Below are 26395 nucleotides of genomic sequence, written 5' to 3' on the forward strand. Positions count from 1 at the left end.
ATCAATTGTCTTAGATAACTCTTCCGTCTTTACTGCGACCTGTAGGTTTTATGCTAGGGCTACTTGAAGGTTTGGAGTTTTGCTGTGCCTGTGTTCCAATTTTCTTCGCTTCTTTTGCTAAGTTTTCAAATTTGTCTTTTAAGCTTTTTGTATTGCCTTCTTTTATATGTGTATTTTCACTAGCTTCTATATAACTCTTAGTTTGCCTTTTAGGTGCATTATCTTTAGATTGAGCATGCTTAGAATGTTCTATTAAAAATTTTGTACGAGGTCTTATTAGTTCATTCTCTTTCCCTGTACCTTTCTGTTTTTCTTCCTCCCATTTATCCCATTCCTCCGGTGATGTCCAGTATCTTGTTATTTTACTATCAAAGCCTTTTTCAAATTTGTTTATTAAATTTTTGGTGCTATTCTCTTTAATTTCTTTACCTCGATTTTCAAACTCAAAATTTTTCTTAGGAGTTATATAGTCAGATTGAGTATTTTCATGTTGTTTTTCTACAGTCTGTTTCTTTTCTTCTGTCCAGTATTTTTCGATTTTGCTGTCAGAGTCTGCTTCAAATTTTGTTATTCTATCTTTTATACCGGTAACTTCTCCTGTAGATATTTTAGGTTGTTCTTGGGTTGATTGCTTAGTATGTTTCGGATATGTATTTTTAGATAATTCATAAGTAAAAGATTCTAAACGAGATAAATTCTTTTGAACTTTTTCTATATTGGAATTTAAATATTCTATTTCGGGTCCTTTATATTCTATTATATTTTTTAATGTGGTATTAATTTCTACAAAAGATTCTTTAATCTCTTTATTAAACTTATCATCACTATTACTTATCTTACTACAATTAGTAGAAATTTTTTGAAGCTTATCTAATATATCGTTAATTCTCTCATCTTTTTGAGAAGTCGATACCATACTTGCTAAAAATTCGCTTCTTCCTAAATTTCTATTAACATTACTTAAATATAGAGGTATGGTAGAGGCTTTAGTGTAATCTTGTGGAAATTTATCTATCTCTTCTTTAAATCTCTTTAAGAACTTTATTGTATCACCGAATATAGGATGAGTATTCCAGGAAAGAGCAGGAGGAGTCGGTATTGCTTCCTGCATTGGCGATGTATCTTTAGCTAATTCATCATTAAACAAGTTACGTATTTGGGGTAATACATTGTCGATATTAACTTGTTTCGGTGATGTATCTTTAGCTAATTCATCATTAAATAAATTGCGTATTTTGGGTAGTACATTATCGATATTAACATGTTTCGGTGATGTATCTTTAGCTAATTCATCATTAAACAAGTTACGTATTTTAGGTAATACATTGTCGATATTAACTTGCTTCGGTGATGTATCTTTAGCTAATTCATCATTAAACAAGTTACGTATTTGGGGTAATACATTGTCGATATTAACTTGCTTCGGTGATGTATCTTTAGCTAATTCATCATTAAACAAGTTACGTATTTTAGGTAATACATTATCGATATTAACTTGCTTCGGTGATGTATCTTTAGCTAATTCATCATTAAACAAGTTACGTATTTGGGGTAATACATTATCGATATTAACTTGCTTTGGTGATGTATCTATAGATAGTTTTTCATTTTGTAGCTCAGATATATAATCATCTACTGCTTCTTTTAATTTATCTAAAACGGCACTATTTTGGGAAGGAGGCAGCATTCCGGTGTCATCCCACTCTAAATCAGTATCAGTAGTTAGCATTCCGGTGTCATCCCACTCTAAAGCGATATTATCGCTTCTACGCTCCTCACGAGGGTCAGTTAGCTTATAGTAGTTTTTATTTAACAAACGAGGATCACGTGAATTTTCGCTCTTTTCATATTTCTTAATTTCTTCAAATATACCTAGTGTTTTATAAATATTATCTATTTCTTCTTGAGTAAGTCTTTCATTGCTTACTTCTTTTTGTTGGATAGATTTTTGTAGTTCTTTTGTTGCCGTTAACTTATCTTTTGTTGTATTTGAATTTGATAAAATTTTCGCTTGTGCTAAATCAAGAGCTTCAATTAAATTAGTAGAGCTGCTTTTTCCAAATGTGGTAGATAATTCTTCTTGACTTGAACCGATTCCTGAATCAATAGAAGAAGCTCTAGAAACATTATTAGATTTAGGATTAATATTTGCCTGTTGTACATAAGATTTGCCGGCATCTATTAATATTTTATCAGTGAATTGTTCTAGTTCATTGAATGAGTTTTCTAGTTTTGCAAAAAGTTCTGTTGAGGAATGTACTATTGCCGGTGATAACTTAGGTATAGAATCTTCAGGTATAGTTTCTAAAGAAGGAGAATATTTACTTGTTTCTTTCTGTAGTACTGATTCATTTTGCCTTATTAAATTTGATATATTTTTAAATTTATTTGCTAATTCTTCAGATAATATATCAATCTGGTTATTGTTATTACTTCCGGCATATAAGACTAGAGCCTCCTTTATATTTTGGGATATATTATCTGCATGATCTATTAATAACATCTTATATTGTAAATCTAATTCGCTTGAATTATTAGTATTACGGAAGTAATTTTTATTTACTGCTATACTTTTGCTGAATATATTTTTAGAAGCTTCTATAAGTTCTTTTTGCCCTTTCTCTTCTTTATTTTTTAACTCTTCAAATAAATTTTGTAAACCGTCTGAAAAATCTCCGGCATTATCAAGGTATAAAAATTTACTTCTTATAATCTCTTGTGCTTTTTGATTGGAAGCTTGTTGAGCTTTTTGTTTCTCTTGCATTGCTCTTAGAATGATATTTTTATCTAATGAATTAATCACATCATAAAAATTTTTCATTTCATCTAATTTTTCTCTAGGTTCTTTTATTTTTTGTAATCTTTCTCTTAATTCTTGAAATTTATCCCATTCATGTTGTTCAAGAAAAAATTCTTCTATTTTTGTATTTTTAGCATTAGGGCTTCCTCCGCTACTCAGGATTTTATTTCTAGCTGCCTGTAATCTAGATGGTTGATGAGAGTTGATATTATTAATCAAATCTAAAATTTCTTTTGATGTCTTATTAAATTCTTCATTATTAGTTGGATTTTTGATTGTTTCTTGAACTGCTTCCCTTAACTTTATTATCTCTTCTTTAAGGCTAAGCTCTACTTTTTGTTGAGCGTGTGTTATAGCTTGTTCGTTTTTTTGTGAGGTAAGTATTTTTTTATCTTGCTGTATATTTAAGCTATTTTTCCCTACTTTCTGAACCACTTCTTCCATCAATTGCAATAGATTAATATTGCCCTTTATTTCTAATCCTTGCTCATTAGTGATCGGTAATGAATTACTTAGTCTTAATAATTCTGAAAAATCTGAAGGGGATATTAGGACATCAAGTTGAGCCTTTGTTTTTCTACCTTTTCCGTCTTCCTTAAAGCCTTCAACTTTACCAATACTAATAGGTAGATTTTTTAAATAAATTTCTTTACTAGCACCCTGTATATTTTTATCATTTGCTACTTTGAAGTTAGCTTGTTGCTGAGAAACATACGGTCCCGGCTTTCTGGGGTCTAGTTTGTTTATTAGAGCTTCTATAAAATTAGTTGTACGTGTTATAGCTAGTTTATCTGTTTCTAAAATATTATTTAAATTAGTATTTTTTATTAAATAAAGATTTCTTATTAGCCGGTCTAATTCATTCTTATGTTTCATAATTTCCCTCTATTAATAAAAATAAACCAAAATATAATACCATTTATGTTAAATTAACAATACTAATAATTAGTATTTAATTCAATATTTTAAATCTTGTTGCATTTGTGCTTCAATAATATAATTTTATCATTTATTTTATCGTCTCAATAAGTTTTTTAACTCCCTCGACTGATTTATCAAATAGTGCTTTTTCCTCTGGAGTTAACTGTAGTTCTATTACTTTTATGACACCTTCTTTACCTATAATAATAGGTACTCCGACATATAAATCATTAACCCCATATTCACCTTGTAGATAAGCGGCACAAGTTAGAATTTGACGTTTATCTTTTAAATATGCTTCAAGCATTTCTATTGCTGAGGCTGCAGGGGCATAATAAGCAGAACCTGTTTTAAGTAATGCAACAATCTCACCGCCGCCGTTTCTAGTACGATCGATTATTTTTTCAATATTCTCATTACTTGATAAGCCCATTTTTATCAAGTCAGGTATCGGTATGCCTGATATTGTAGAATATCTTGCAAGAGGTACCATAGCATCACCATGACCGCCGAGAACCGTGCTATTAACATTGCTAACCGATACTTTAAATTCTTCAGCGAGAAAAAGATTAAATCTTGATGAGTCAAGTACGCCTGCCATACCTATTACTTTATTATGAGGTAGTCCGCTTTCTTTAAGCATGACATATACCATAACGTCAAGCGGATTGGTAATTACTATTACAAAGGCATCAGGAGCGTATTTTTTAACATTCCCTGCAACATTTTTCATAATACCGGTGTTAATATTAATTAAATCGTCTCTACTCATTCCTGGTTTTCTTGGTAAACCGGCAGTAATAATTATTGCATCAGATCCTTCAATATCTTTATAGTCGTTTGTGCCTTTTATTTTGATATCAGATCCGGCTATTGTACCGGCTTGCATCAGATCCAATGCTTTTCCTTGCGGTACTCCTTCAGCTACGTCAAATAACACAATATCACCGAGTTCTCTAAGGCTAATTAAGTGAGCAAGCGTACCACCTATGTTACCGCTACCTATTAATGAGATTTTTGGATTTTTTTTCATTACTCCCTCTACAAATATTAAATATGCTTAAATATGCCTATTACTATATTACAAATAGATTCAAGAAAAAAGAATTTTTAAATTATATTGTTAATTGGTTAATTCATAAAAATTAACCATTCACATTGACTTTATTAAAATAGATTAATATAATGCCGAGTCAAAAAAATACCATGAAACATGGAATTTTAATAAAATAACTAGAAAAAAGAAAATAACTATGCCTAAAATTTCTAAGTTAATAAATATTTTAAAATCTTGTATAGGAAAGGGGAATAATGCAAAAGAATGTAAAACCGTTCCAGATGTGTTTCATGATTTACGCATTAGTATTAACAATAGTCTTAATAGTAAAGATGTAAGCTTTGTACGGTAGATAGCCCAGAAAACAAAAGTACCCTACATCATGTAACTGACCTAGTAGAGCTTAAAGAATTGCTTCAAAAAAATATTGATCCTAATATACAAGATGAGAATGGTGATACTGCTTTAGAGGTTACAGGTAATTTTGAAAAAGCCAAAATGTTACTTGAATATGGGGCTACGGTGAATGACTATAAACAGATGGGTGAAGTATTATATTACTGTGGTCGTAACTCAGTAGAAAACAAAATTATTCTTTCACTATTAATGTATAATAATGCTAATACTAATTTTACAAAAGCAAACTTAGTAAGACAATGTAAAGAACCGCATGAAGAGGCAGAGCGGTTAATAAAACGAATTGAAAAAATAAAGGGCTTAATATATCAAAGTAAAGAAGTAGAGACGTTAAGAGTATATGTTGACAGATTACAGAACTTAAAAAATAAATATGAAAAAGCAAAGGATAGTAGCCAAGCTGTTTCAAAAATAATATTAGATTATATTGAAAATCAAGAGAGTGATAGTTTAAAAGCTAAACTTGTTACTACTTGTCAAAATCTAGGGTTAATCGAAGATTATTCGGAAGTAGCTCAAGAAAATGCATTATATAAGTGCTTGGATGAGGCTTTTGATTTACTTGATCAAGGATTAATAGGAGAGGATGCTCAAAATAACAGTAGTTTGATCAACTATTACGTGGATCGATTTCACGATTGTCCCTAGTGGTTAAGCTGACTTTGTTGTATGGTTTGATTTCATTCCTGCGTGGATTGGTTTTCTCGTCATTGCGAGAAAGTATTGTTGTGTGGATATAAAGGTCGTCATTGCGAGGAGGCATTGTTGCGTAGACCGGTAAAACCTACTGTGTTACTCCGTGGCTTGCTAACTAGGTCCATAAAAACAATAAAAAATACTAATAATTTTAGTATTTTTAACTGGATCCCGTGGTCAAGCCACGGGGGATGACAGAGGTAAAACTGATCCACGCAACAAGACCGCTCGCAATGACGACTTGGTATTCACGCTGGCAATGTCTTGCAGGATGATACACAAAACTATCAACGTTTTATCATCTTATTATAGTGTTCCGATAAAACTTTTACGCCGTATAGCCATAATAGACATACGATTACAAAGCTAAACATCAATAAACCGGCTATGTCGTTATGTACGGCGTTCGGGAAAATACTAAAGGATATGAATTGAATAATAGCACCTATTGATTTACCGATTTTAGTACCCATAACATCAACGGCAGCTTTACCTTTGGTCTTCATTTCACTATCGAGCGGAATATATACCATTTCTTTAGTAGCATCAAAAAGTGAATATTTTACGGATTTAGAAAGTACATGCCAAAGTCCGCCGATAAAAACTATAACGACAAGCGGCGAACTATAACCGAGAGTATTTACGATATTTCCTAGGTGATTTTCAAAAACCGTGAATGAAAAGAACATAACGCCTGCTCCAAACATCATAATCGGTGTTATAATAGCTCCCCAAAACCAGCCGCATATTCTAATTAAACTACTTCCTAAAAACGCACTAACTAACGTGAGTACTCCCGTCCAAAAAAACACTTCACCGTGATAGGATATAAAATCCTTTGTAGCAGGATAGAGTTGTTTTACTTTTGACATCCATAATCCTTCTATTAAGCTAATACTCATAGAATAAGACATTACAAGAAGACAAATAAAACCGAGATATCTAGAAGTTAATATTACTTTTGCACTTTCGATTAAGCTTAATTTTAATATATCCGTTCTTTGGTTTTTAAATTTAATATTTTTGTCTGTTTCTACGACTGATTTATCAATAAGTTTATGAAGAGCTAGACAAATTAATCCGGATATTAAAATAACCGTAATAAATGATTTTAAAAGGATTTCATTTGTATCGTTTAGATGAGAAAATAAAGGTAATAAGAAATGCTCACTCTTAGCAAAATAAATAATTACGGTTCCTGAGATGAGTAAATTAGTTTGTCCAAATAAAGTAAAAAATGAGTAAAATCTCGGTGCTTCTTCGACTTTAGTAATTTTATTTGCAAGCTGCCAATATAAAAGAGTAAATACTATAACTGGCCATAATTCTCCCATAATATAAAATAATACTAAACTCCACTGTCCCCAAATTATTAAAAACCATTTTAAGTGAGGAAGAACAGTGATATAGTGCTTAATTAATTCGGGATCGGGATGAAAAAACTCTCTGTATGGAAATAAAATAAAACCAAAAATTGCAAAGAAAAATAAAAAAGTACCGGTAATTACCCTAAAAACTTGCTCTGTTGTCATAATATTACAGAGTTTAGAATAAAGAATAACAAATAAAATTCCCATCGGCATTTCGCCCCAAAGTTTGATAAAACTCAATACTTCCGAGCTAATTAAGGTAACAACAAAACTATCTTTAATACTACGAACTAAGTTTTGATTAAGTAGAATAAAAAACATTAGTAAAGCCATCGGGATGAACTTGGTTAATTCATACGATCTAATCGGCCATACTATATGCCTAAATTTACTGTTTCTGGCTTTATTCCAAATTGTGAAGTTAGAATCCACGGCATCCATTGATTTACTATGAGCTTATTTTTTTAGTACCGGAGTGGATACTAGAGTCGTCATTGCGAGAAGAATTACGTAGTAATTCGACGAAGCAATCTCAGGAGTTTGTTATTATTTCATGAGATTGCCACGCAGCCTATGGCTGCTCGCAATGACGGAAAAACCGTTCCACGCAACAAGACTTTTGTAGGGATGACCCCCAACGTTTTTCAAAAACTGTCCGGCTATATTATTTTTTATGCAACCTAGACTATAATAAAAACTATGTCAAGATTTTTTAAAATAGTCTCATATATTGTTGTTAATTACATTTGTTATACTCAATCGCTGCTTTAATAAACTGAATAAATAACGGATGAGCTTCAAAAGGTTTAGATTTAAATTCCGGATGAAATTGTACTCCTACGAACCAACGAAGTTCCGGTAGTTCAATTATTTCTACAATCTCTTCATCTTTTGAAAAACCGCTAAATACTACTCCGTTTTTTTCAAAAATATTTTGAAATTCATTATTAAATTTATATCTATGACGATGTCTCTCATTTATTTCAAGGCTTTTATAAGCATTAGCTGCAATGGTACTTGCAACCAAACTACAAGGATAAGAGCCGAGCCTCATAGTCTTTTTTACATCAGACATCTTCCCAAACTTCGCTTCTAGGGGTAATTTGTACGTCGATCCGGTAACTCGAATCCTCACGTACGTTTGTGTACGCTGCGGTTCTGCGTTCCGTGTCTCCTTCAAATTCCTCCCTATAAGCGACTTTGGAAAGATGTCTATTTTCAATTGTTATTTTTGAGTCTTCACAGTTTTTATTTATTTTCTCAATAATTTTTGTACCGTCTACTTTAAATTCTTCCGTTACTGCATCTTTAATACCGATTAAGTTCTGAGCTATTTCGATTGTCGCAAGTTGCATACCGAAACATATTCCAAAAAAAGGTATGTTATTAGTACGGGCATATGTTATTGCTGTAATTTTTCTTTTAGTTGCCCGTTCTCCAAATCCGCCTGGTACTAAAATCCCGTCTATATTTAATAATTTTTTATTAATATTCTCTTCAGTTAGATTTTCAGCATTTATCCATACTAAATCAATTTTGTATTTGTAATAAATACCTGCATGATCAAGTGCCTCGATTACTGATTTATAAGCATCTTTTAATTTATGATATTAGCTATTATAGCAATTCTTACTTTTGAATTAGAATCTTTTAGCCTACCAATTATATCATACCATTTATCTAATTTGGACGGTACGACATTAATATTAAAAAATTTTAATACTTTATTGTCAAGACCTGAATTATGATACGCAATCGGTACTAAATATATATTTTTTGATCTATTGCTGGAATAACATACTCAGATTCTATATTACAAAATAAAGCTATTTTATCTATTTCGCTTTTTGAAATGTTACGTTCTGCACGACAGACTAGTATATTAGGTGTAATACCTATAGCACGTAATTCTTTAACTGAGTGTTGGGTAGGTTTTGTTTTTAATTCACGGGCAGTTTTAACATAAGGTAATAATGTTAAATTGAATAAATAAACAATTCTCGCTTTTTAATTTGTTACCGATTTGCCTTATAGCTTCAAAAAACGGTAGACCTTCAATATCACCGACTGTACCTCCTATTTCACAAATAATAAAATCAAAGCCCTTGGTGTTTGAAAGTATAAAATCTTTTATTATATTTGTAACATGCGGGATGATTTGAACGGTAACGCCGGTGTAATTTCCTAAACGTTCATCTTTAAGTAATTTTGAGTATATCGCTCCTGTCGTGATGCTATCAAACTTGCACGAGGAAACTCCGGTAAAACGTTCATAATGTCCAAGATCTAGATCAGTTTCTGCTCCGTCATCCGTTACATATACTTCTCCGTGTTCGTGAGGATTCATAGTCCCAGGGTCGACGTTAAGATAAGGGTCTAGTTTTCATACGCAAACTTTAAATCCTTTCGCTTGTAATAGCATAGCAAGAGATGCTGCCGTTAGACCTTTACCAAGTGATGAAACAACGCCGCCGGTAACAAAAATGAAACGTACCATTATTTATTATAAACCTAGTTTACTAATATTTTCGTAAAATTTTACTGCTTTTTTTTAAGTCTTCTTCCGTATCTACGGAAATAGGAACATTCTCAACTAAACATGTACCTATAGTCATACCGTTTTCAAGGACACGTAATTGTTCTAAACGTTCTGTTTTTTCTAAAAAAGTCGGCTTAAGAGATACAAATTTTTCTAAAGCGTTTTTGCGAAAACCATACATGCCTACATGATATAAAAATTCTTCTGCACCGTTTGGAATAAGACTACGCGAAAAATACAATGCTTTCCCCGCCGAGTCAACCGCTACGGTAACATTACTACTAGCTTCCACTGATTCCCTATCTACCTTTACTACCGGTGTAACAATATCGTATTCGCTGTTTTTTAAATATTCTATAATTTTCAAAATAGAGCTAGGTTCAATGAAAGGCATATCTCCCTGTACATTAACTATGTAATTAATATTTTGATTATTTGGAATTAATTTAAAAGCTTCATAAGTACGATCAGTACCGGTTGGGATAGCACTATCCGTAAATATTACTTTCCCTCCGACTTTTTTAATAATATTTGCTATCTCTTCCGAGTCGGTCGCAACATATGTATGCTCAAGGTTAGCCTGATTTACTTGTTTGAATACCCGCTCGATTAAAGTTATAGAACCGATAAGCTGCAGCGGTTTTTGTTTAAGCCTAGTTGAACTTAGCCTTGAGGGGATAATTATAGCCACATCCTGATGCTGCATAAACTTCCTATATATTAAATTAAAAATAATTGTTGACAGATTAGCCTTTTTCGGCGATAAAGTAAAACATAATTTTTGAATATATTTTCGTCATTGCGAGCGACTAAAAGGAGCGTGGCAATCTCGTTACTATTTACTGAGATTGCTTCGTCAATTACTTTGTAATTTCCTCGCAATGACGTAGGCTTTTTACTTATAAGCATAAATATATTTAAGAGCTCGTAGCTCAGTCGGTAGAGCATTTGACTTTTAATCAAAGGGTCCCGGGTTCGAATCCCGGCGAGCTCACCATACTTCTACACTGTGGGTTTGTAGCTCAGCTGGTTAGAGCACACGCCTGATAAGCGTGAGGTCGGAAGTTCAAGTCTTCTCAAACCCACCATTCAATCCACTAAAATCTATATTACATATCTAAAGAAGAATAAGAAATATTAGATTAATCAGTAATTTCTTTATATAAATAACATTTTTTCTCAATGAGTCTTTTTAAAGGTAGGAAGAGGTTAGAAGGTAGATTATCAAGAGCAAATCACTGCCAGCTTTCTACCTTATGAGGCTCAAGGTTTTGTAATTCATGCTCATTTAAACAATGAGCTTTAAGGAAAATCGAGACATAATGCTTTTGTTCTTTTTCAAAAATATCGTTAGTCACCGCTATAAATTGTGGGTTTTCAATGATTAGATTTGTTTCTTCTAAAACTTCACGGATAGCACATTCTTCAAATGTTTCTCCAAATTCTAAATGTCCACCGGCAGGAGCATAACTAGACTCACCATGGGAACTAATACGTTTACCTAATAAAATTTCATTTCTATTATTAAAGATTAAAATACCGATACCGATGCGTGGGTGGTTAGTCATATATTAAGTAGCTCCGAGTAAATGAAAAGTCGATATACGAAGTTCTATCTATTGACTTAATTAATAGCTTACGTTAATTTCCAAATCAAATAAAAAATATTGCTTATTTAAATACCGTGAGCTATTTGTAGATTATATTTAATATTTACCTGTAGTTATGAATTCTACCAATCAATCACCAAATAATAGCTTAACTCTCTCATGGCTTAAGCTTGGTATAGTGTCTTTAGGGCTTGCCGGTTTATATTCGATTATTTTGGTGGTATTACGTACCCCACAACTCGCTAGCTTTTTCCCGAATCCGCATATTTTCAAATCTGCTTTAATTATTCATGTTAATTTATCGGTATTAATTTGGTTGTTATCCATTACGGCTAGTGTTTGGGGGCATAAAACGTCATTGCGAGGAGCGAAGCGACGCGGCAATCCCAGGAATTTTGCACTTTTTCATGAGATTGCCACGCTCTCTACGTTCGCTCGCAATGACGTGTTTCGCTTTTACCCTAAACTCGCTTTTCTAGCTACTCTTCTAATCGCTATTTCCCCAATAGCCGGGCATAATCCGGTGATGAATAATTATATACCGATGCTTGAAAATATCGTATTTATTTTGGGGTTAAGCTTATTTGGTGTTACGTTGCTGTTATACGCTATGAGTGTTTTATATTTCTTCGATTGGATGAACTTAAATAGTCTAGTTAATTTTACAATATTATCGACTATTATAATGTTTATTTTAAGCTTCGTTTGTTTTGGATGGTCTTATAACGGCTTACAAAATATCATTCAAATTATTCCTATCGAGATAGAATTCTATTATGAATTACTTTTTTGGAGCGGAGGTCATTTATTACAATTTATATATACTCAAATATTAATATTTATTTGGGTGGTCTTATTTCAAAAGCTAATAGGTAGAGAATTAAAATTCCAAAAATTCTATCTGTTCTTACTTTATTTGAATTTTGTTTTCGGCATTCTTATAGTTTGCGGTCATATATCTTATGATATTATTGATGGTAGTTTTAAAGAGTTTTATACAAACCATATGAAATATCTAGGTGGTATTGCTCCTGTTTTATGTTTGATAGGTATGGGGTTTGAGTGGGTATGTCACTGTACCGTCATTGCGAGCGACTGTAAGGAGTGTGGCAATCTCAGGATGTTTGCTGAGATTGCTTCGTCAATTGCTATGCAATTTCCTCGCAATGACGATATCACCAAAACCACCTTCCTTTGCTCTATTACTTTATTTCTACTTGGTGGGCTTATAGCAATGAATATCACAGGTATAAATGTGGTAATCCCCGCTCATTATCACGGGTCTATAGTAGGGATTAGCATTGCTTGTATGGGGTATAGTTATTTGGGTATTGTGGGGTATCAACGTCATTGCGAACGACTAAAAGGAGCGTGGCAATCTCATGAGGTAATACAAAAACTCCCGAGATTGCCGCGTCGGCACTTCATGCCTCCTCGCAATGATAATATTATCAACTTCACATTCTACCTACTAACATTCGGGCAGATTCTGCACATACTCGGGCTAGCATTCGCCGGCGGTTACGGGGTTATGCGGAAAGATCCAAATAGCGTAATGCCGATGTCTGCTAAGCTATTAATGGGAATGATGGGCGGAGGAGGGCTGATTGCTATAGTAGGCGGCTTGATGTTTGTATATATTTGTGTTAAAGTAATGTTTTTTAAAAGTATAAAACCAGAACATGAGTAAACCGACTAGAGAAGAAGCTAAAGAAGCGGTAAGAACATTACTAAAATTCATTGGTGAAGATCCAAATAGAGAAGGGTTACTTAAAACTCCCGAGAGAGTAATTAATAGCTATGAAGAGATATTTTCCGGTTATGAAAAAGATATAGCTGAAATATTAAGTACCAAATTTTACGATACTTGTAATTTTCAGGACTTTATCTCGCTGGAAGGCATAAAATTTACCTCTTTTTGTGAACATCATATGTTACCTTTTAACGGTACGGTACATATAGCTTATATTCCGGATAATTGTATTATCGGTATAAGTAAGCTAGCACGAATAGTAAATATTTTTGCTAGAAGGTTACAAATTCAAGAAAAAATGACGGTACAAATAGCAGAAAGCGTACAGGATAATTTAAAACCGCTTGGTGTTGCCGTTAAGATTTCTGCTTTACATAGTTGTATGTCGATGCGTGGAGTGATGCAAGATAATAGCGTAATGAACACTATGCATTATACGGGTATATTTGCCGAGCAGCAGAAATATCGCCATGAGTTTTTAAACCTTACTGCTAAAAGATAGAATATCGATAACCAGTGGGTCATTGCGAGGAGCGTAGCGACGTGGCAATCTCGTCAAGCATCCTGAGATTGCCACGCTCCTTTCAGTCGCTTGCAATGACGATTAGGCATCTACGCAGGCAATGCCTTCTCGCAATGACGGAAAAATATATTAAACTAAAAAAATTCTATGTTATTATCAAAATATTTTTTACCTGTTTTAAAGGAAGAGCCAAGTGAAGCTCAAGTAACTTCACATAAATTAATGCTTAGAAGTGGAATGATTAGGCAACAAGCAGCAGGTATTTATACATGGCTTCCGCTCGGCTTAAAAGTATTAAAGAATATCGAGAATATAGTACGCTCGAATATGAATAAAGCAGGAGCTTTGGAAGTTCTAATGCCTTGCATCCAGCCGGCACATTTATGGATGGAATCGGGACGTTTTGATAATTACGGTAAGGAAATGCTAAAATTTCAAGATCGCCACGATAATACTTTATTATTTGGTCCGACTAACGAAGATATGATTACGGATATTTTTCGTCATAATATTAAATCATATAAGGATTTGCCTAAAAATCTTTATCATATCCAGTGGAAATTTCGTGATGAGATTAGACCACGTTTTGGCGTTATGAGAGGACGAGAGTTTCTTATGAAAGATGCTTATTCTTTTGATATAAACGAAGAAAATGCCGTTAAGACCTATAATCAGATGTATCAGGCTTATATAAATACTTTCAGGGATTTAGGCGTGTTTGCTATCCCTGTTATTGCCGATAACGGTCCAATTGGCGGCAATTTAAGCCATGAATTTCATATTATTGCCAAAACCGGTGAAAGTACTATTTATTACGATAAAAGATTTAAGACTTTAAAAGATAACCCTAATATTGATGTAGAGGAAATTAAAAGCTGGTACGCAGCAGCCGAAGAAAAGCATGATGTGAATAAATTGCCTATATCTGAACAAGAAATAACTAGCAGTAAAGGAATAGAAGTCGGGCATATTTTTTATATCGGCTCAAAATATTCGGTTAATATGAATGCTCTTATTAATGACGAACACGGTAAACTAACTCCTGTAGAAATGAGTTCTTACGGCATAGGTATTTCAAGGTTAGTGGCAGCTATTATAGAAGCAAATTGTGATGAGAAAGGTATTATATGGTCTTCTAACGTTGCTCCTTTTAAAGTTTCTTTAATTAATTTAAATATTCATGATAGTAAATGCGTAGAGCTTGCGGCAAAGGCTTATAAAGAGCTATCTGCTCAAAACATAGAAGTGCTATATGATGATACTGAAGCACGTGCCGGCAGTAAATTCGCAACACACGACCTTATCGGTTCACCTTACCAAATTATTATCGGTCCAAAAAAAGCAGCCGATGATATTGTTGAACTGAAAAACCGTAAAAATGGGGTGATGGAAGATATCGAGGTAGATGGTTTATCTAAACAAAGCAAAGTCTTATTTGTATGATAGATAGAGTAATATAGTACAAAAAATATCTTTATAAAAAATTTTAAAAATATCTCTAAAATTGTAAAGTTTTGTCGAACTTCTGAATAGCTCATTAAAATAAGGATTTCTTATCTAATATTTGACTAAATGTACTATGTGGCTAGCCGTAGAGGACTCGAACCTCTAAAATTAACCTAATCTTTAACAGCTGCTACGAAAAATGCTGTAAAAAATCAAATTAGACAACTATGTTATTAATTTTTGTATGGTGATAAAAATTAGCAATTCGTAGTGCTTTAGTTTAGGGTAATTAATGATTAGAAAAAATTTCTTCGTAGACAATGATAGTATCATATGATACTATCATATAATGAATAACAGACCGCCTTTTCAAATAACTAATAAAGTTTTGGAGTTATCCCAAGATATCTCTTATGAGCTTGGTATTTTAGCCGGTAGTAAGATTTATTCTCAGCCTATAAAACTTCGCAAAAATAATCAAATTAAAACTATCCACTCTTCTTTAGCAATTGAAGGAAATAATTTAAGTATAAAACAGATAACAGATTTAATAGACGGAAAAAGGGTACTTGCACCGGAAAAGGATATTTTAGAAGTAAAAAATGCTATAAAATTATATAATGATCTGACTATATTTAATCCTTTTAAAGTTGAATCATTGCTAAAAGCACATGAGATATTAATGCAAGGATTAGTAGAAGATAATGGGGAGTGGCGTAAAGGTAATGCCGCTATATTTAAAGGCACGGAGATTATACATTTTGCACCTCCGGCAAGTCGCATATCTTTATTAATGCAGGATTTATTTGAGTTTATAACACAAGATGAGAACATTTCCGGAATAATTAAAGCTTGTATATTTCATTATGAGTTTGAATTTATCCATCCTTTTTTTGACGGTAACGGGCGAATTGGTAGATTATGGCAACAATTATTACTAATGCAAACTAATAAAATTTTTGAATATATTTCCGTTGAAAGTTTGATAAGGAATAATCAAAGTGAATATTATAGTGTTTTAAGTAAGTGTGATAAACTCGGCGAATCGAGGTTATTTATTGAGTTTATGCTTAATCAAATAGTTGCAGCATTAAGATTATATAGTAATAATATAACATATGAGGCAAGCACTCCATTATCTAGAATTGAATTTGCTAAGGTTAATTTAATGGATAAATGGTTTTGTAGAAAAGATTATATTAATATACATAAAAATATTTCTACGGCAACGGCTAGTAGAGATTTGTTATATGGTTTAGAGCATAAGCTTTTAATAAGTAAAGGTGATAAGAACCAGACTTATTATAGGTTTGTGTAGTTGTTATATGGTTACAACGTATCATTGTCATCTAGTTTGCTTGACTACAGGAGACGTTGTTGCGTGGATATTGAAGATCGTCATTGCGAGGAAATTACGAAGTAATTGACGAAGCAATCTCAGGAGTTTGTTATTATTTCATGAGATTGCCACGCTCCCTTTGGTCGCTCGCAATGACGACTTGGTATCTACGCAACAATGCCACGCGGGAATGACATAGAGTAGGTTTTTCGTTCCATGCAATAATGTTGACAATGACATAGTTGATTCACAGTAGATTAACATGAAGAATTTTATAGAATAATTTGTTTGTAATTAGTCTATAGAGATAGTATTATAGGTATATTAAATATAATACGTAAAATATATGAATATATCTGCAACTGAGTTAAATAAAAATCCTGGAAAAATCATTGATCAAGCATTGAGAGAGCCTATAGTCATTAATAAGCAAGGTAGGCCTACCGTTGTTTTAGTAGATTATGAATATTTTACTAAACTTGAAGATGATTATTGGGGGAAGGCAGCAACAAATATTACAAAACAGCCGGAATGGTTATCAGCAAAAGAATCAGAAAAATTTCTTAAAAGCTAATGAAAGAAATAATTTTAGAAAAAAAGGTAATAAAAATATTAGAACGTTATCCCGAAAAGCATCAGCGTCAAATTAAAAATAAAATTCTATCCTTGATGAATAATCCAGTGCCGCATGATAGTAAATTATTAGCAGGTTATCCCGATTTCCATAGATGCGATATTGGAGAATATAGAATAATTTATCGTTTTAATGAAACCACAATCTATGTGATATTAGTTGGAAAGCGTAACGATTCTGAAGTGTATAAATTATTAAAAAATATTTTCTAACAAAATATACTGTAAGAGAAATGAGTGTATGACACCGTTGATTCACAGTAGATTAACATGAAAAATTTTATAAAATATTTGTTTTTTACCGGTCTATATATAGTAGTAACGATAATAGTTGCTTATATGGTTTTGGCTCAAACTATTCCTAATGATGGGCAGTGTCATATGATGGATAGACCGCTTGTTATTCATTACATTTTAGCAGCAATTATTACCGCTTTACCGGCACTAATTTTAATATATAGTAGAAGTAAGAAAAAGAAGAAATAAATTATATGATCGGTAAATTAAGTGGTAAGATTGATTCCCAAGGCGATGATTACATTATAATTGACGTAAATGGGGTAGGGTATCTTGTTTATACTTCAGGTAAAACTTTAGGTAAACTTGCTGAAGGGGAGTTTTATAAACTATTTATCGAAACCCATGTTAGAGAGGAGCATATTCATCTTTACGGTTTTCTGACTCTAGAAGAGAAAAATTTTTTTAATTTGTTACAATCAGTAAACGGTATCGGTACAAGAATGGCTTTATCTATCTTATCAAGCCTTACACCTTCAGATATTCAAATTGCTATAAATAATGAAGATAAAAATATATTTAAAGCAATATCCGGCGTTGGGGCTAAGCTTGCTGAACGTATAGTGCTAGAGCTGAAAGGTAAAGTAGTGAAAATATCAAGCGGCTCTGCTATTATTAAAGATAGCTTAAATATTAAGAATATTACACCTGTCGTAAGCAATGAAGTAATAAAAGCTTTAGTAAATCTAGGCTTTTCTAGATTTGAAGCTCAAAACGCCGTTCAAGGCATCATTACCCAAAACCCCGAAATCTCTATTGATGAATTAATCAAAACAGCCCTGAAAAATCGAAATGCTGGTCTTTAAATCAAATATTAATTCATTAATATTTTCTTTACTTTTATTTAATTTTGATATATAATACGTATTCAAAAGAAATATCATTAAAATTAATAGGTAAAATTATGTCAAAATTAAAAATATTTTTAGCAAGTATAAATGCTAATAAATTAATTGAGGAACTAAAAAAAAGACCCAGCTACATTAAATATCAACGATGAGGTATTACCCAATCATTTGGAAAATTTAATAGGAACTTTAAAAGGAGATGATACTGTAAAAACGCTAAAGATTGAAAGTTCTGTATGGAATTCAGCATCATTACTATCACACAACGGTATAACAGAAGAAAGTAAAATAGAATTATTGAAAGCGATACCAAAAATGAATCTAAACGCTTTAGGTTTGACCGGTCTTACTCTAAACAATAGCGATATAGATATTTTTTGTGAAGCAATCAAACATAGCAAAATTAATGAACTTGAGTTTTTTTAGGTAGAGAAATAAGTGATGAATCAAAAGCAAAATTATTCACTTCTATAAAAAATAATAAAGCTCTTCTTAATTGTTTGGTTACGGGTCCAAATAATATGTCATTACAAGAGAAATACGAAAAAAAAGAATGGACAAGTCAAATTAAGAAGATAACTGATAAAAATCAGATTATTCTAGAAGAAGTAGCACAAGTTTTAAAAGATTGGTCTGAAACGCCTAACGATTTGCATAAAAGTAACTGATGCAAACTTTATTCTAGAAAACGCAGATAAACATATTAATGAGCATTTTTTTGAGATGGTGGGAATTGCAAAAGAAGTATATGCTGATGGTTTATTTGTGCCTACTGATATAACTAGTTACATCGCATCTTGTATTGGGGATTTATCTAATATAATAAATAAATCAAGTGATATAGAATCTTAAAATAATTTATAGCATAAAACTATTTTTTAGCTATTATTAGTCATTATATTCGATTTAAAATAATGACTAATATATTATCGCCTGAAAAAATTGAAAATGATCAAGAATTGCCTATAAGACCGTCATATTTGCAAGAATTTGTCGGTCAACAGCAGATTAAAGAAAATCTTTCGGTATTTATTAAAGCTGCAAAATCTCGGAATGAGCATCTTGATCATACTTTATTTTACGGTCCGCCTGGTCTTGGTAAGACTACGCTTGCCAAAATTATTTCCAACGAAATCGGCGGTAATTTCAAATCCACCTCTGGTCCTGCTATACTTAAGGCAGCTGATCTTGCTGCTATTCTCACCAATCTTGAAAAGAACGACGTATTATTTATTGATGAAATCCACCGCTTAAATACTGCAGTTGAAGAGGTTTTATATCCTGCTATGGAGGATTTTGAGCTTGATATAGTTATCGGTGAAGGACCTGCCGCAAGGTCAGTGAAAATAACCTTGCCGAAATTTACCTTAATCGGGGCTACTACACGCCTTGGGCTGCTTAGTAATCCTTTGCGTGATAGGTTTGGTATTCCTATGCGGCTTAATTTTTATAATACTGAAGAATTGAAGAAAGTTCTAAATAGAGCGAGTAAATTATTTGATATTGATTTGACCGATTCAGGTTCGGAAGAGATAGCAAAAAGAAGTAGAGGAACGCCAAGAATTGCATTAAGATTGCTTCGTCGTATAAGAGATTTTGCAGCAGTTGACGGTAAATCAAGAGTAGATAAAGAAATCTCTGATTTTGGGTTAAATCGTTTGGAAGTTGATCGCATAGGACTTGATAGTAATGATTATCGTTATTTGAAATTCATAGCGGATAATTATAACGGCGGTCCTGTCGGAATTGAAACGATTGCTGCTGCATTATCCGAACAGCGTGACGCACTTGAAGAAACCATAGAGCCTTATCTAATACAGATAGGTTTACTACAAAGAACTCCTAGAGGTAGGGTAATCACGATTGCCGCTTTTGAGCATTTGAAAATGCCGATACCTAATCAATCACATCATCAATTTAATATTTTTAACGAGAATGAGTAATAATAATTTAAATGATAGTTATACAGCCGCAGATGTTATAAAAAGGCTGATAAAAGATCATGTTAAACCTTACGCAAATAAAATATATTTTTCGATATTTTGTATGGTTATTGCAGCACTGTGTACGGCAGTGATTGTACATGCGGTTAGACCTATTATTGATAAGATTTTTTTAACGCATGATAAGAAAATGCTTATAATAATGCCTATAGTGCTTACTGTAACTTTTTTTATAAAAGGAATTTCAGAGTATTATCAGAATTATCTAATAAAATTTGTTGGGCAGAGGGTACTAAATGATTTGCAGATAAAAATGTATGAGCATTTGTTACTTGCCGATATTTCTTTTATTCAAAACCAATCTTCAGGACGTTTAATATCTCGTTTTACTAATGATATTTCTTTGATGCGTGGGACTGTTTCTAATTTACTTGTTGGATGTGCTAAACATTTCCTAACTGTAGTATGTTTAATAATAACTATGTTTCATTTAGAACCGCTATTATCTTGCGTAGTTTTTCTTGTGTTCCCTTTGGCTGTTTATCCGGTGCAAAGGATGGGCAGAAAGATAAGAAAAATATTTTCACAATCCCAAGAGGAGCTTGGGCATTATACTTCTAGGCTTGATGAAACATTTCAGTCAATTAAGATTATTAAATCTTTTGTAGGCGAAAAAATAGAAAGTAATAGAGCATCGTTGATTATTAATAATATTTTAGAGTTTTACAAAAAAACATCTAAGCTAGATGCGATGGTTTCACCGATTATGGAGGGTTTAAGCGGTCTTGCAGTCGGAGGGATGGTTTGGTACGGAGGTAATCTAGTTCTTGAGGGTAAAACAACACCCGGTGCATTATTTGCTTTTTTAGCTGCTTTTGCTGCAGCTTATAGACCATTTAAAAGTTTGGTATCGTTAAATATTAATTTGCAGGAAGGAATAGCCGCAGCTAATAGGGTATTTAGTATTTTGGATACCGAACCTCTTATTAAAGATCATGAAGATGCTAAAGAAGTAGATTTATATAATCCACAAATTACTTTTGAAAAACTGGCTTTAAGTTTTGAGAGTAAAATAGCTATAAAATATATAGATTTAAAGCTAGAGCCTCATAAAATGATTGCGTTTGTTGGGCGTTCAGGTAGCGGTAAGACGTCCCTTAGTAATTTATTAGTGCGTTTTTATGATCCAAATGAAGGAAGAATTTTAATTAATAATCATGATATTAAAGATATTAAGCTTACTTCACTTAGAGGTCAGATTTCCTTAGTTACTCAAGATACTCATTTATTTGATACAAGCGTTGCCGAAAATATAGCATACGGTCAGGAAAACGCTACAAGAGAAGAAATAATTGAAGCAGCAAAATATGCAGATGCTCATGAGTTTATTATGCATCTGCCGAACGGTTACGACACGCAGATAGGAGTGCAGGGGACAACTCTTTCAGGCGGTCAGCGTCAGCGTTTATGTATTGCTAGAGCTTTCTTAAAAGACGTACCTATTTTAATTTGGGATGAAGCAACAAGTAGCTTAGACCAAGCTTCCGAACAGAAAATTCTAGAATCTTTAAAGAAATTACGCCAAGGAAAAACCACTTTAATCATTACGCATCGTTTAAGTAGTATTACCGATCTTGATAATATTATCGTCATGAAAAACGGTGAGATTTGTGAGCAGGGTACTCACACTCAATTGCTTAAGAATAAGGATGAATATTATAGGTTGTATAATAAGGAGTTAAGAGAAAATGGTTGATTTATAAAGTAAATAGTTTATATTTCTTAATTTTTGTTAACTATTATTACAATACTAATATTTTCGTCATTGCGAGGAGCAAAGCGACGTGGCAATCTCGTCAAGCATCCTGAGATTGCTTCGTCGAATTACTTCGTAATTCTTCTCGCAATGACGATTTAATGGAACACCACAATGCTCATTACCAAGATTTTTAAAGACTATCGATTATTTGAAATATTTATTTTAGGAATAGTTAGCGGTATGCCACTGGTTATAATTTTTTCTACTCTTTCGGTATGGTTAAAAGAATCCGGTATAGATATCGCCGTTATTACTACTTTTGCGGTTGCTAGATTATCATATTCGTTAAAAGTATTTTGGTCACCGTTAGTCGATAATTTTAAAATACCTTTTTTAAGTAGGTGGGGGCATCGAAAAAGTTGGCTTATATTATGTAGCTCTTTAATGGTTTTAGTGCTAATTGCTATGAGCAAGGAAAATCCTGAAGTTTCTTTAACTTCTTTATATTTTTTGACTATAGTATTAGGCTTTTTATCCAGCACGTTCGATATTGCTGTTGATGCGTTGCGTATAGATAAGTTTGATCAGGAAACTCAAACTATTGCTAGTGCAACTGCCGTATTCGGTTATCGAATCGGTATGCTTATTACAGGGGCAGGTGCTTTGTACCTTGCAGAAATAACCGGAAATAATTGGCAACTAACTTTCTTTGTTATAGCTATAATATTTGCTGTTGCAACGATATTTATAATAACCGTAAAAGAAAAAGAATTAGTAAGAGAAAAAATTAATATTACTTCTATTACTTCATGGATTTCTACAGTAATTAATCCTTTCAAGGATTTTTTCAAAAGAGAATTTGCTGTAACTATTTTACTTGCGGTAATATTTTTTAAATTAGGCGATGCTATGCTTGGAGCGGTTGCTTCACCTTTTTATATAGAGCTTGGTTATACAAAAGGTGAAATAGCAATAATCGCTAAGCTTTACGGGTTGATTGCGACCTTAGTCGGAGGCTTTGCCGGTGGTATTGTAATGTATAGGGTAGGGAATTTTAAAGGTTTGATTATTACCGGTATTGCTCAAAGTCTAACGCATTTTGCATTTATTTGGCTTAATCACCAACCTCCTTCTTTTGAAGCTTTATTAATTGCTATTACTATAGAGAATTTTGCTGCTGCTATGGGGGCTACCGCTTTAGTCGGATATATAGGTAATTTATGTAATAAAAAATATTCGGCAACACAATATGCTTTACTTAGTAGTGCTAGTAGTTTATGTAACAATACTATCACTATTTATGCCGGAAAACTTGTAAATATGATGGGTTGGGACGGTTTTTTCATCTTTACTATAATTTTAGCCTTGCCTGCTTTGTTTATATTAATGTATCTTAATAAAAAGGTTAATGTGTAGTAAGTTTGTTAATGTGTAGTAAGTTTTGTTTTTAACGTCATTGCGAGGAAATTTACAAGACGAAGCAATCTCAGGAGTTTGTTATTATTTCATGAGATTGCCACGTCGCTTCGCTCTTCGCAATGACGAAATCTATACTTATTGAGCAATGATGAAAAATCCCACTTGATTTAATTTGAATAATATTTTATTTATTTAAAATGTTTAGTAAATTTTTATTACCTTATATTTTTATTGCAACATTTTTCTTTGCTCCCATAAGCGAAGCGAAGAAAGCTGTAAAAAATACCCCTAAACCTCCTGTTCAAACTAGTTTAGTAATTGATGCAAAAAGCGGTAAAGTATTGCAGGCCCATAATTCACAAATTCGGATTTATCCCGCTTCTTTAACTAAGCTAATGACTCTATACTTAATGTTTGAATCAATTGAAGCTGGTAAATTGCCTTTAGATAAAAAATTACTTGTATCAACAAAAGCTTCAAAAATGCCGCCTTGTAAGCTGGGTTTAAAAGCAGGGGAAACTATAACCGTTCGAGAAGCAATTAATGGATTAATCATAAAATCTGCTAATGATGCTGCCGTAACGGTCGCTGAGAATATGAAAGGTTCCGAAAAAGCTTTTGCTCATTTAATGAATGTTAAAGCTAAACAGCTCGGTATGAAGAATACCTATTTTAAAAATGCTTCAGGTTGGCATGACCCATTGCAGCAAACTACCGCAAGAGATATGGCTAAACTTGCTATGGCCTTAAAGAGAGATTATCCTAAATATTATCCGTTATTTGCTAAAACCAGCTTTGTATTTCGTGGAAACATAGTAAACGGACATAATAGGGTTACTAAAAATTATCAAGGTGCAGAAGGTATGAAAACAGGTTTTCATACACCGGCAGGTTATAATTTAGTAACTACTGCTTCTAGGAACGGTAAATCATTGATTGCCGTTGTTACAGGAGGAAAAAGTGCCGCATCTCGTGATCAAAAAATGATGGGGCTACTAGATCAGCATTTTAATATTAAGCCTATAGTCCCTAAACCTTCAATCAAACTTGCCTCTAATAATAAATCTACTACAAAAGCTAAATCAAAAATAATAAAGAAAAAGAATATACGTAGTTGATATATATCGTCATTGCGAGAGGCATTGCCCGCATGGATCGTTTTATGTCATTCCTAGCTAAAAGCGGGAATCCAGAAAAAAAGTATAAATACAGCAAATTTTTGAAATTAAAAGCTCGATTTATCTCGCTTTATGCTGGATTCCCGCTTCCGCGGGAATGACATAAAGGCGGTATCAATATTAGACTTCTTGCATAACGTAGCTAATAAGGAGAAATTTGAAGGAGACACGGAACACAGAACCGCAGCGTACACTTGGTACGTGAGGATTCGAGTACCGGATCGACGTACAAATTACCCTTAGAAGCAAGTTATGCAAGAAGTCTATTGACTTACCTAAGGATTTACGGCTAGCTTATATTTTAGATTTACAAGTTTTATATGACAATTAACACTACATTTAGCGTTTTTTGTAACTTTAGTAGATGAAGATTTTTTAGAGTTTTTAGCTAAAGTTTTACTTTGTGGTTTTTTTAAATTAATATTTTTTAGAAATTTCTCAGTTTCATTAGGTAAATATTCTATTTTTACTTTAGTTATACCTTGATTTTTAAATGCTAAAATTTCGGCTGCTTTTTGAGAAACATCTATTATACGATTTTTCTTAAAAGGACCTCTATCATTAACCATTAAAATTACTGATTTATTATTGGCTTTGTTGGTAACTTTAACTAAGCAAGGAAGCGGAAGAGTTTTATGTGCGGCAGTTAATAAATTTCTATTAAATCTATCACCGTTAGCTGTTTTTTTACCGTGAAAACCGTCTTTACGTCCACCGTACCATGAAGCATAACCTGTTTCGGTAAAAGATTTAGGACTGTGAGGTTTGTAAGTCTTTCCTTTTATTTTATAATTTTTTCCAACTTTATAATGTCCTTTATAAGTTAGATTATGAGGATCATCTTTTGATAATTCTTTGTAAGAATATTTGTGGGAATAAGGTAATCTTTTTGAGGTATTACAACCGCTTAGACTAAAAATCAATAAAAAAATTAATACAATAAGTTTATGGCGTCGTATCATCATTATGCTTATTAAAATTATCCATTATTTTAGCGTAACACACAACTTTTTCAACACCTTTTATTTTTGATGCAATAGAAGCAAGCTTTTCTAGCTCTTCTTCTGATCTTGCAACTCCAAATAAATAAACAATATTATCTATAGTTAGAATAGTATAATTAGCAAATTTAATGTCTTTTCTGACTAAGTTTTTAGCTTTAATTTGTGTGGTTATCATACTATCTTTAGTATATTGGGCTAAGTCAAAATGATTACTATTTTTATTTACTTTCAACTCATTAATAACTTCTTTTACGCCTTTTTGATTCCAAGCAATTTCTACGGCTTTTAACGTATCAGATTCTTTTTGAATATTTCCTGTTAATAATACTCTTCCTTGTGATACTTCAACCTTTATTTTGGCTCCTAAATCTCTAAAATTATTTTTTACTAAATCAGCTTTAATACCGGCAGAAATCTTTGAATCATTTAATGTTTCAGACATTGGTTGATCTTTTGAAGCAACAATGCCGGTAGTGGTTGCTGCGGTAAAAATAGCAGGTAAACAAGCAGATAGACTAAAAGAAAGAGCTATAAAAATTAGAACTCGTAATATCATAATAATAGTACCCTACGATTTTTAAAAAGATTGTATTTGTTTAAGAATTAACTGTTTGTTTATGTCATTCCCTATAGTACCGGACCTTGTTGCGTGGATACCGAGTCGTCATTGCTAGCGACTGAAAGGAGTGTGGTAATCCAGAAAATAATTAAAAAATGCTAAAAATTAGCATTTTTATACTTCCTTGCTTCGTCAATTACTCCGTAATTTTCCAGCCTTGTTGCATGGATCGAAAAACTCACTCGATGTTATTCCCGCGTAGGCGGGGATCCAGTACTTTAAAG

25 protein-coding genes, 2 tRNA genes and 8 pseudogenes are annotated in these 26395 nt (G+C 32.6%); 24 read left to right on the forward strand and 11 right to left on the reverse strand.

Features of this window, described 5'->3' with window-relative positions; genetic code table 11:
* Nucleotides 1-10: 10 nt before the first annotated feature.
* The 4 genes and pseudogenes from BN1174_RS12775 to mdh all read right to left on the reverse strand — a co-directional run bounded on the left by BN1174_RS12775 (nucleotide 11) and on the right by mdh (nucleotide 4754).
* On the reverse strand, nucleotides 11-190 hold the full coding sequence (locus BN1174_RS12775; protein ID WP_082022377.1) for a hypothetical protein: 180 nt from the start codon (nucleotides 188-190) through the stop codon (nucleotides 11-13).
* A 147-nt stretch (nucleotides 191-337) separates the two neighbouring features.
* Nucleotides 338-715, reverse strand: a pseudogene (locus tag BN1174_RS12780) (hypothetical protein); the annotation flags it as partial.
* Nucleotides 704-916, reverse strand: a pseudogene (locus tag BN1174_RS12785) (hypothetical protein); the annotation flags it as partial. The pseudogenes BN1174_RS12785 and BN1174_RS12780, both read right to left, overlap by 12 nt.
* A gap of 2893 nt (nucleotides 917-3809) precedes the next feature.
* Nucleotides 3810-4754, reverse strand: coding sequence for a malate dehydrogenase (gene mdh / locus BN1174_RS06885; protein WP_040257568.1), 945 nt, complete (start codon nucleotides 4752-4754; stop codon nucleotides 3810-3812).
* Between the two features lie 220 nt (nucleotides 4755-4974).
* Between mdh and BN1174_RS06890 the strand changes: the two genes are divergently transcribed.
* The 3 genes and pseudogenes from BN1174_RS06890 to BN1174_RS11975 all read left to right on the forward strand — a co-directional run.
* A complete protein-coding gene (locus tag BN1174_RS06890) occupies nucleotides 4975-5130 on the forward strand; it encodes a hypothetical protein (RefSeq protein ID WP_040257569.1) in 156 nt (51 codons plus the stop codon).
* A 59-nt stretch (nucleotides 5131-5189) separates the two neighbouring features.
* Nucleotides 5190-5843: a hypothetical protein gene (locus BN1174_RS11970; protein ID WP_231555838.1), complete on the forward strand. Its 654-nt coding sequence runs from the start codon at nucleotides 5190-5192 to the stop codon at nucleotides 5841-5843.
* Nucleotides 5844-5948: 105 nt separating this feature from the next.
* Nucleotides 5949-6118, forward strand: a pseudogene (locus tag BN1174_RS11975) (tRNA lysidine(34) synthetase TilS); the annotation flags it as partial.
* A gap of 60 nt (nucleotides 6119-6178) precedes the next feature.
* On the opposite strand, the gene tlc2 reads toward BN1174_RS11975, so the two are convergent.
* Nucleotides 6179-7702 (reverse strand): nucleotide exchange transporter Tlc2, encoded by a 1524-nt coding sequence (gene tlc2 / locus BN1174_RS06900; RefSeq protein ID WP_040257571.1) that lies wholly within the window; start codon nucleotides 7700-7702, stop codon nucleotides 6179-6181.
* 99 nt (nucleotides 7703-7801) lie between these two features.
* On the opposite strand from tlc2, the gene BN1174_RS10295 reads away from it, so the two are divergent.
* Entirely contained in the window at nucleotides 7802-7945 is a 144-nt protein-coding gene (locus tag BN1174_RS10295) for a hypothetical protein (RefSeq protein ID WP_156138535.1), read from the forward strand.
* Between the two features lie 52 nt (nucleotides 7946-7997).
* Here BN1174_RS10295 and BN1174_RS06905 read toward each other — a convergent pair.
* The 3 genes and pseudogenes from BN1174_RS06905 to BN1174_RS10300 form a co-directional block, all read right to left on the reverse strand.
* Nucleotides 7998-9758 (reverse strand): annotated as a pseudogene (locus BN1174_RS06905) (CTP synthase).
* A 6-nt stretch (nucleotides 9759-9764) separates the two neighbouring features.
* Nucleotides 9765-10506, reverse strand: a pseudogene (locus tag BN1174_RS06910) (3-deoxy-manno-octulosonate cytidylyltransferase).
* A 14-nt stretch (nucleotides 10507-10520) separates the two neighbouring features.
* Nucleotides 10521-10709, reverse strand: coding sequence for a hypothetical protein (locus BN1174_RS10300; RefSeq protein WP_156138536.1), 189 nt, complete (start codon nucleotides 10707-10709; stop codon nucleotides 10521-10523).
* Between the two features lie 12 nt (nucleotides 10710-10721).
* Between BN1174_RS10300 and BN1174_RS06915 the strand changes: the two genes are divergently transcribed.
* Nucleotides 10722-10797, forward strand: a tRNA-Lys gene (locus tag BN1174_RS06915).
* A gap of 14 nt (nucleotides 10798-10811) precedes the next feature.
* Nucleotides 10812-10888, forward strand: a tRNA-Ile gene (locus tag BN1174_RS06920).
* A 147-nt stretch (nucleotides 10889-11035) separates the two neighbouring features.
* On the opposite strand, the gene BN1174_RS06925 is transcribed toward BN1174_RS06920, so the two are convergent.
* Entirely contained in the window at nucleotides 11036-11368 is a 333-nt protein-coding gene (locus BN1174_RS06925) for a nucleotide triphosphate diphosphatase NUDT15 (protein ID WP_040257575.1), read from the reverse strand.
* A 157-nt stretch (nucleotides 11369-11525) separates the two neighbouring features.
* Between BN1174_RS06925 and BN1174_RS13225 the strand changes: the two are divergent.
* The 18 genes and pseudogenes from BN1174_RS13225 to BN1174_RS09250 all read left to right on the forward strand — a co-directional run.
* Nucleotides 11526-12480, forward strand: a pseudogene (locus BN1174_RS13225) (hypothetical protein); the annotation flags it as partial.
* A 110-nt stretch (nucleotides 12481-12590) separates the two neighbouring features.
* Nucleotides 12591-13100, forward strand: a pseudogene (locus tag BN1174_RS13230) (hypothetical protein); the annotation flags it as partial.
* The gene (folE, locus tag BN1174_RS06935) at nucleotides 13093-13665 is read left to right on the forward strand and encodes a GTP cyclohydrolase I FolE (protein ID WP_040257579.1); all 573 of its coding nucleotides are present in this window, start codon (nucleotides 13093-13095) and stop codon (nucleotides 13663-13665) included. The pseudogene BN1174_RS13230 and the gene folE, both read left to right, overlap by 8 nt.
* A gap of 168 nt (nucleotides 13666-13833) precedes the next feature.
* Nucleotides 13834-15129: a proline--tRNA ligase gene (gene proS, locus BN1174_RS06940; protein WP_040257581.1), complete on the forward strand. Its 1296-nt coding sequence runs from the start codon at nucleotides 13834-13836 to the stop codon at nucleotides 15127-15129.
* Between the two features lie 352 nt (nucleotides 15130-15481).
* Nucleotides 15482-16450 carry a Fic family protein gene (locus BN1174_RS06945; protein ID WP_040257583.1) on the forward strand — a complete coding sequence of 323 codons (969 nt, stop codon included), beginning with the start codon at nucleotides 15482-15484 and terminating at the stop codon, nucleotides 16448-16450.
* Nucleotides 16451-16533: 83 nt separating this feature from the next.
* A complete protein-coding gene (locus BN1174_RS10305; protein WP_156138537.1) occupies nucleotides 16534-16665 on the forward strand; it encodes an RND transporter in 132 nt (43 codons plus the stop codon).
* A 152-nt stretch (nucleotides 16666-16817) separates the two neighbouring features.
* Nucleotides 16818-17045: a type II toxin-antitoxin system Phd/YefM family antitoxin gene (locus tag BN1174_RS06950; protein ID WP_040257585.1), complete on the forward strand. Its 228-nt coding sequence runs from the start codon at nucleotides 16818-16820 to the stop codon at nucleotides 17043-17045.
* Complete coding sequence (locus BN1174_RS06955) at nucleotides 17045-17317, forward strand: type II toxin-antitoxin system RelE family toxin (protein ID WP_040257587.1); 273 nt, start codon at nucleotides 17045-17047, stop codon at nucleotides 17315-17317. Before BN1174_RS06950 ends, BN1174_RS06955 begins: the two co-directional genes overlap by 1 nt.
* 57 nt (nucleotides 17318-17374) lie before the next feature.
* The gene (locus BN1174_RS06960; RefSeq protein ID WP_040257589.1) at nucleotides 17375-17590 is read left to right on the forward strand and encodes a hypothetical protein; all 216 of its coding nucleotides are present in this window, start codon (nucleotides 17375-17377) and stop codon (nucleotides 17588-17590) included.
* A gap of 5 nt (nucleotides 17591-17595) precedes the next feature.
* Complete coding sequence (ruvA, locus tag BN1174_RS06965) at nucleotides 17596-18207, forward strand: Holliday junction branch migration protein RuvA (RefSeq protein WP_040257592.1); 612 nt, start codon at nucleotides 17596-17598, stop codon at nucleotides 18205-18207.
* Nucleotides 18208-18417: 210 nt separating this feature from the next.
* The gene (locus BN1174_RS06970) at nucleotides 18418-18675 is read left to right on the forward strand and encodes a hypothetical protein (RefSeq protein WP_231555840.1); all 258 of its coding nucleotides are present in this window, start codon (nucleotides 18418-18420) and stop codon (nucleotides 18673-18675) included.
* A 95-nt stretch (nucleotides 18676-18770) separates the two neighbouring features.
* Entirely contained in the window at nucleotides 18771-18917 is a 147-nt protein-coding gene (locus BN1174_RS11020) for a hypothetical protein (protein ID WP_197062060.1), read from the forward strand.
* 55 nt (nucleotides 18918-18972) lie between these two features.
* Nucleotides 18973-19101 carry a hypothetical protein gene (locus BN1174_RS12395; RefSeq protein WP_269379091.1) on the forward strand — a complete coding sequence of 43 codons (129 nt, stop codon included), beginning with the start codon at nucleotides 18973-18975 and terminating at the stop codon, nucleotides 19099-19101.
* A 62-nt stretch (nucleotides 19102-19163) separates the two neighbouring features.
* Nucleotides 19164-20192, forward strand: a complete 1029-nt coding sequence (ruvB, locus tag BN1174_RS06975) for a Holliday junction branch migration DNA helicase RuvB (RefSeq protein WP_040257594.1) — start codon at nucleotides 19164-19166, stop codon at nucleotides 20190-20192.
* A complete protein-coding gene (locus BN1174_RS06980; RefSeq protein WP_040257596.1) occupies nucleotides 20185-21948 on the forward strand; it encodes an ABC transporter ATP-binding protein in 1764 nt (587 codons plus the stop codon). The genes ruvB and BN1174_RS06980 overlap by 8 nt, the downstream gene beginning before the upstream one ends.
* A 174-nt stretch (nucleotides 21949-22122) precedes the next feature.
* Nucleotides 22123-23367 (forward strand): AmpG family muropeptide MFS transporter, encoded by a 1245-nt coding sequence (locus tag BN1174_RS06985; protein ID WP_040257598.1) that lies wholly within the window; start codon nucleotides 22123-22125, stop codon nucleotides 23365-23367.
* Nucleotides 23368-23567: 200 nt separating this feature from the next.
* Nucleotides 23568-24488, forward strand: coding sequence for a D-alanyl-D-alanine carboxypeptidase family protein (locus BN1174_RS06990; RefSeq protein ID WP_040257599.1), 921 nt, complete (start codon nucleotides 23568-23570; stop codon nucleotides 24486-24488).
* A 180-nt stretch (nucleotides 24489-24668) separates the two neighbouring features.
* Nucleotides 24669-24817: pseudogene (locus BN1174_RS09250) on the forward strand (palindromic element RPE1 domain-containing protein); the annotation flags it as partial.
* A 6-nt stretch (nucleotides 24818-24823) separates the two neighbouring features.
* Here the strand turns inward: BN1174_RS09250 and BN1174_RS06995 are convergent.
* Both BN1174_RS06995 and BN1174_RS07000 read right to left on the reverse strand, forming a co-directional pair.
* On the reverse strand, nucleotides 24824-25471 hold the full coding sequence (locus tag BN1174_RS06995) for a septal ring lytic transglycosylase RlpA family protein (RefSeq protein WP_231555841.1): 648 nt from the start codon (nucleotides 25469-25471) through the stop codon (nucleotides 24824-24826).
* Between the two features lie 22 nt (nucleotides 25472-25493).
* Nucleotides 25494-26108, reverse strand: coding sequence for a BON domain-containing protein (locus BN1174_RS07000; protein WP_040257603.1), 615 nt, complete (start codon nucleotides 26106-26108; stop codon nucleotides 25494-25496).
* Nucleotides 26109-26395 lie beyond the last annotated feature (287 nt).

Source organism: Rickettsia hoogstraalii (assembly GCF_000825685.1).
Taxonomy (GTDB): Bacteria; Pseudomonadota; Alphaproteobacteria; order Rickettsiales; family Rickettsiaceae; genus Rickettsia; species Rickettsia hoogstraalii.

What these genes read in the sequence shown, in the direction of transcription:
- mdh (WP_040257568.1), bottom strand. Translation starts at nt 4,754, where the DNA reads ATGAAAAAAAATCCAAAAATCTCATTAATAGGTAGCGGTAACATAGGT.
- BN1174_RS06890 (WP_040257569.1), top strand. Translation starts at nt 4,975, where the DNA reads ATGCCTAAAATTTCTAAGTTAATAAATATTTTAAAATCTTGTATAGGA.
- tlc2 (WP_040257571.1), bottom strand. Translation starts at nt 7,702, where the DNA reads ATGGATGCCGTGGATTCTAACTTCACAATTTGGAATAAAGCCAGAAAC.
- BN1174_RS10300 (WP_156138536.1), bottom strand. Translation starts at nt 10,709, where the DNA reads ATGCTTATAAGTAAAAAGCCTACGTCATTGCGAGGAAATTACAAAGTA.
- BN1174_RS06925 (WP_040257575.1), bottom strand. Translation starts at nt 11,368, where the DNA reads ATGACTAACCACCCACGCATCGGTATCGGTATTTTAATCTTTAATAAT.
- folE (WP_040257579.1), top strand. Translation starts at nt 13,093, where the DNA reads ATGAGTAAACCGACTAGAGAAGAAGCTAAAGAAGCGGTAAGAACATTA.
- proS (WP_040257581.1), top strand. Translation starts at nt 13,834, where the DNA reads ATGTTATTATCAAAATATTTTTTACCTGTTTTAAAGGAAGAGCCAAGT.
- BN1174_RS06945 (WP_040257583.1), top strand. Translation starts at nt 15,482, where the DNA reads ATGAATAACAGACCGCCTTTTCAAATAACTAATAAAGTTTTGGAGTTA.
- BN1174_RS06950 (WP_040257585.1), top strand. Translation starts at nt 16,818, where the DNA reads ATGAATATATCTGCAACTGAGTTAAATAAAAATCCTGGAAAAATCATT.
- BN1174_RS06955 (WP_040257587.1), top strand. Translation starts at nt 17,045, where the DNA reads ATGAAAGAAATAATTTTAGAAAAAAAGGTAATAAAAATATTAGAACGT.
- BN1174_RS06960 (WP_040257589.1), top strand. Translation starts at nt 17,375, where the DNA reads ATGAAAAATTTTATAAAATATTTGTTTTTTACCGGTCTATATATAGTA.
- ruvA (WP_040257592.1), top strand. Translation starts at nt 17,596, where the DNA reads ATGATCGGTAAATTAAGTGGTAAGATTGATTCCCAAGGCGATGATTAC.
- BN1174_RS11020 (WP_197062060.1), top strand. Translation starts at nt 18,771, where the DNA reads ATGTCATTACAAGAGAAATACGAAAAAAAAGAATGGACAAGTCAAATT.
- BN1174_RS12395 (WP_269379091.1), top strand. Translation starts at nt 18,973, where the DNA reads ATGGTGGGAATTGCAAAAGAAGTATATGCTGATGGTTTATTTGTGCCT.
- ruvB (WP_040257594.1), top strand. Translation starts at nt 19,164, where the DNA reads ATGACTAATATATTATCGCCTGAAAAAATTGAAAATGATCAAGAATTG.
- BN1174_RS06980 (WP_040257596.1), top strand. Translation starts at nt 20,185, where the DNA reads ATGAGTAATAATAATTTAAATGATAGTTATACAGCCGCAGATGTTATA.
- BN1174_RS06985 (WP_040257598.1), top strand. Translation starts at nt 22,123, where the DNA reads ATGCTCATTACCAAGATTTTTAAAGACTATCGATTATTTGAAATATTT.
- BN1174_RS06990 (WP_040257599.1), top strand. Translation starts at nt 23,568, where the DNA reads ATGTTTAGTAAATTTTTATTACCTTATATTTTTATTGCAACATTTTTC.
- BN1174_RS07000 (WP_040257603.1), bottom strand. Translation starts at nt 26,108, where the DNA reads ATGATATTACGAGTTCTAATTTTTATAGCTCTTTCTTTTAGTCTATCT.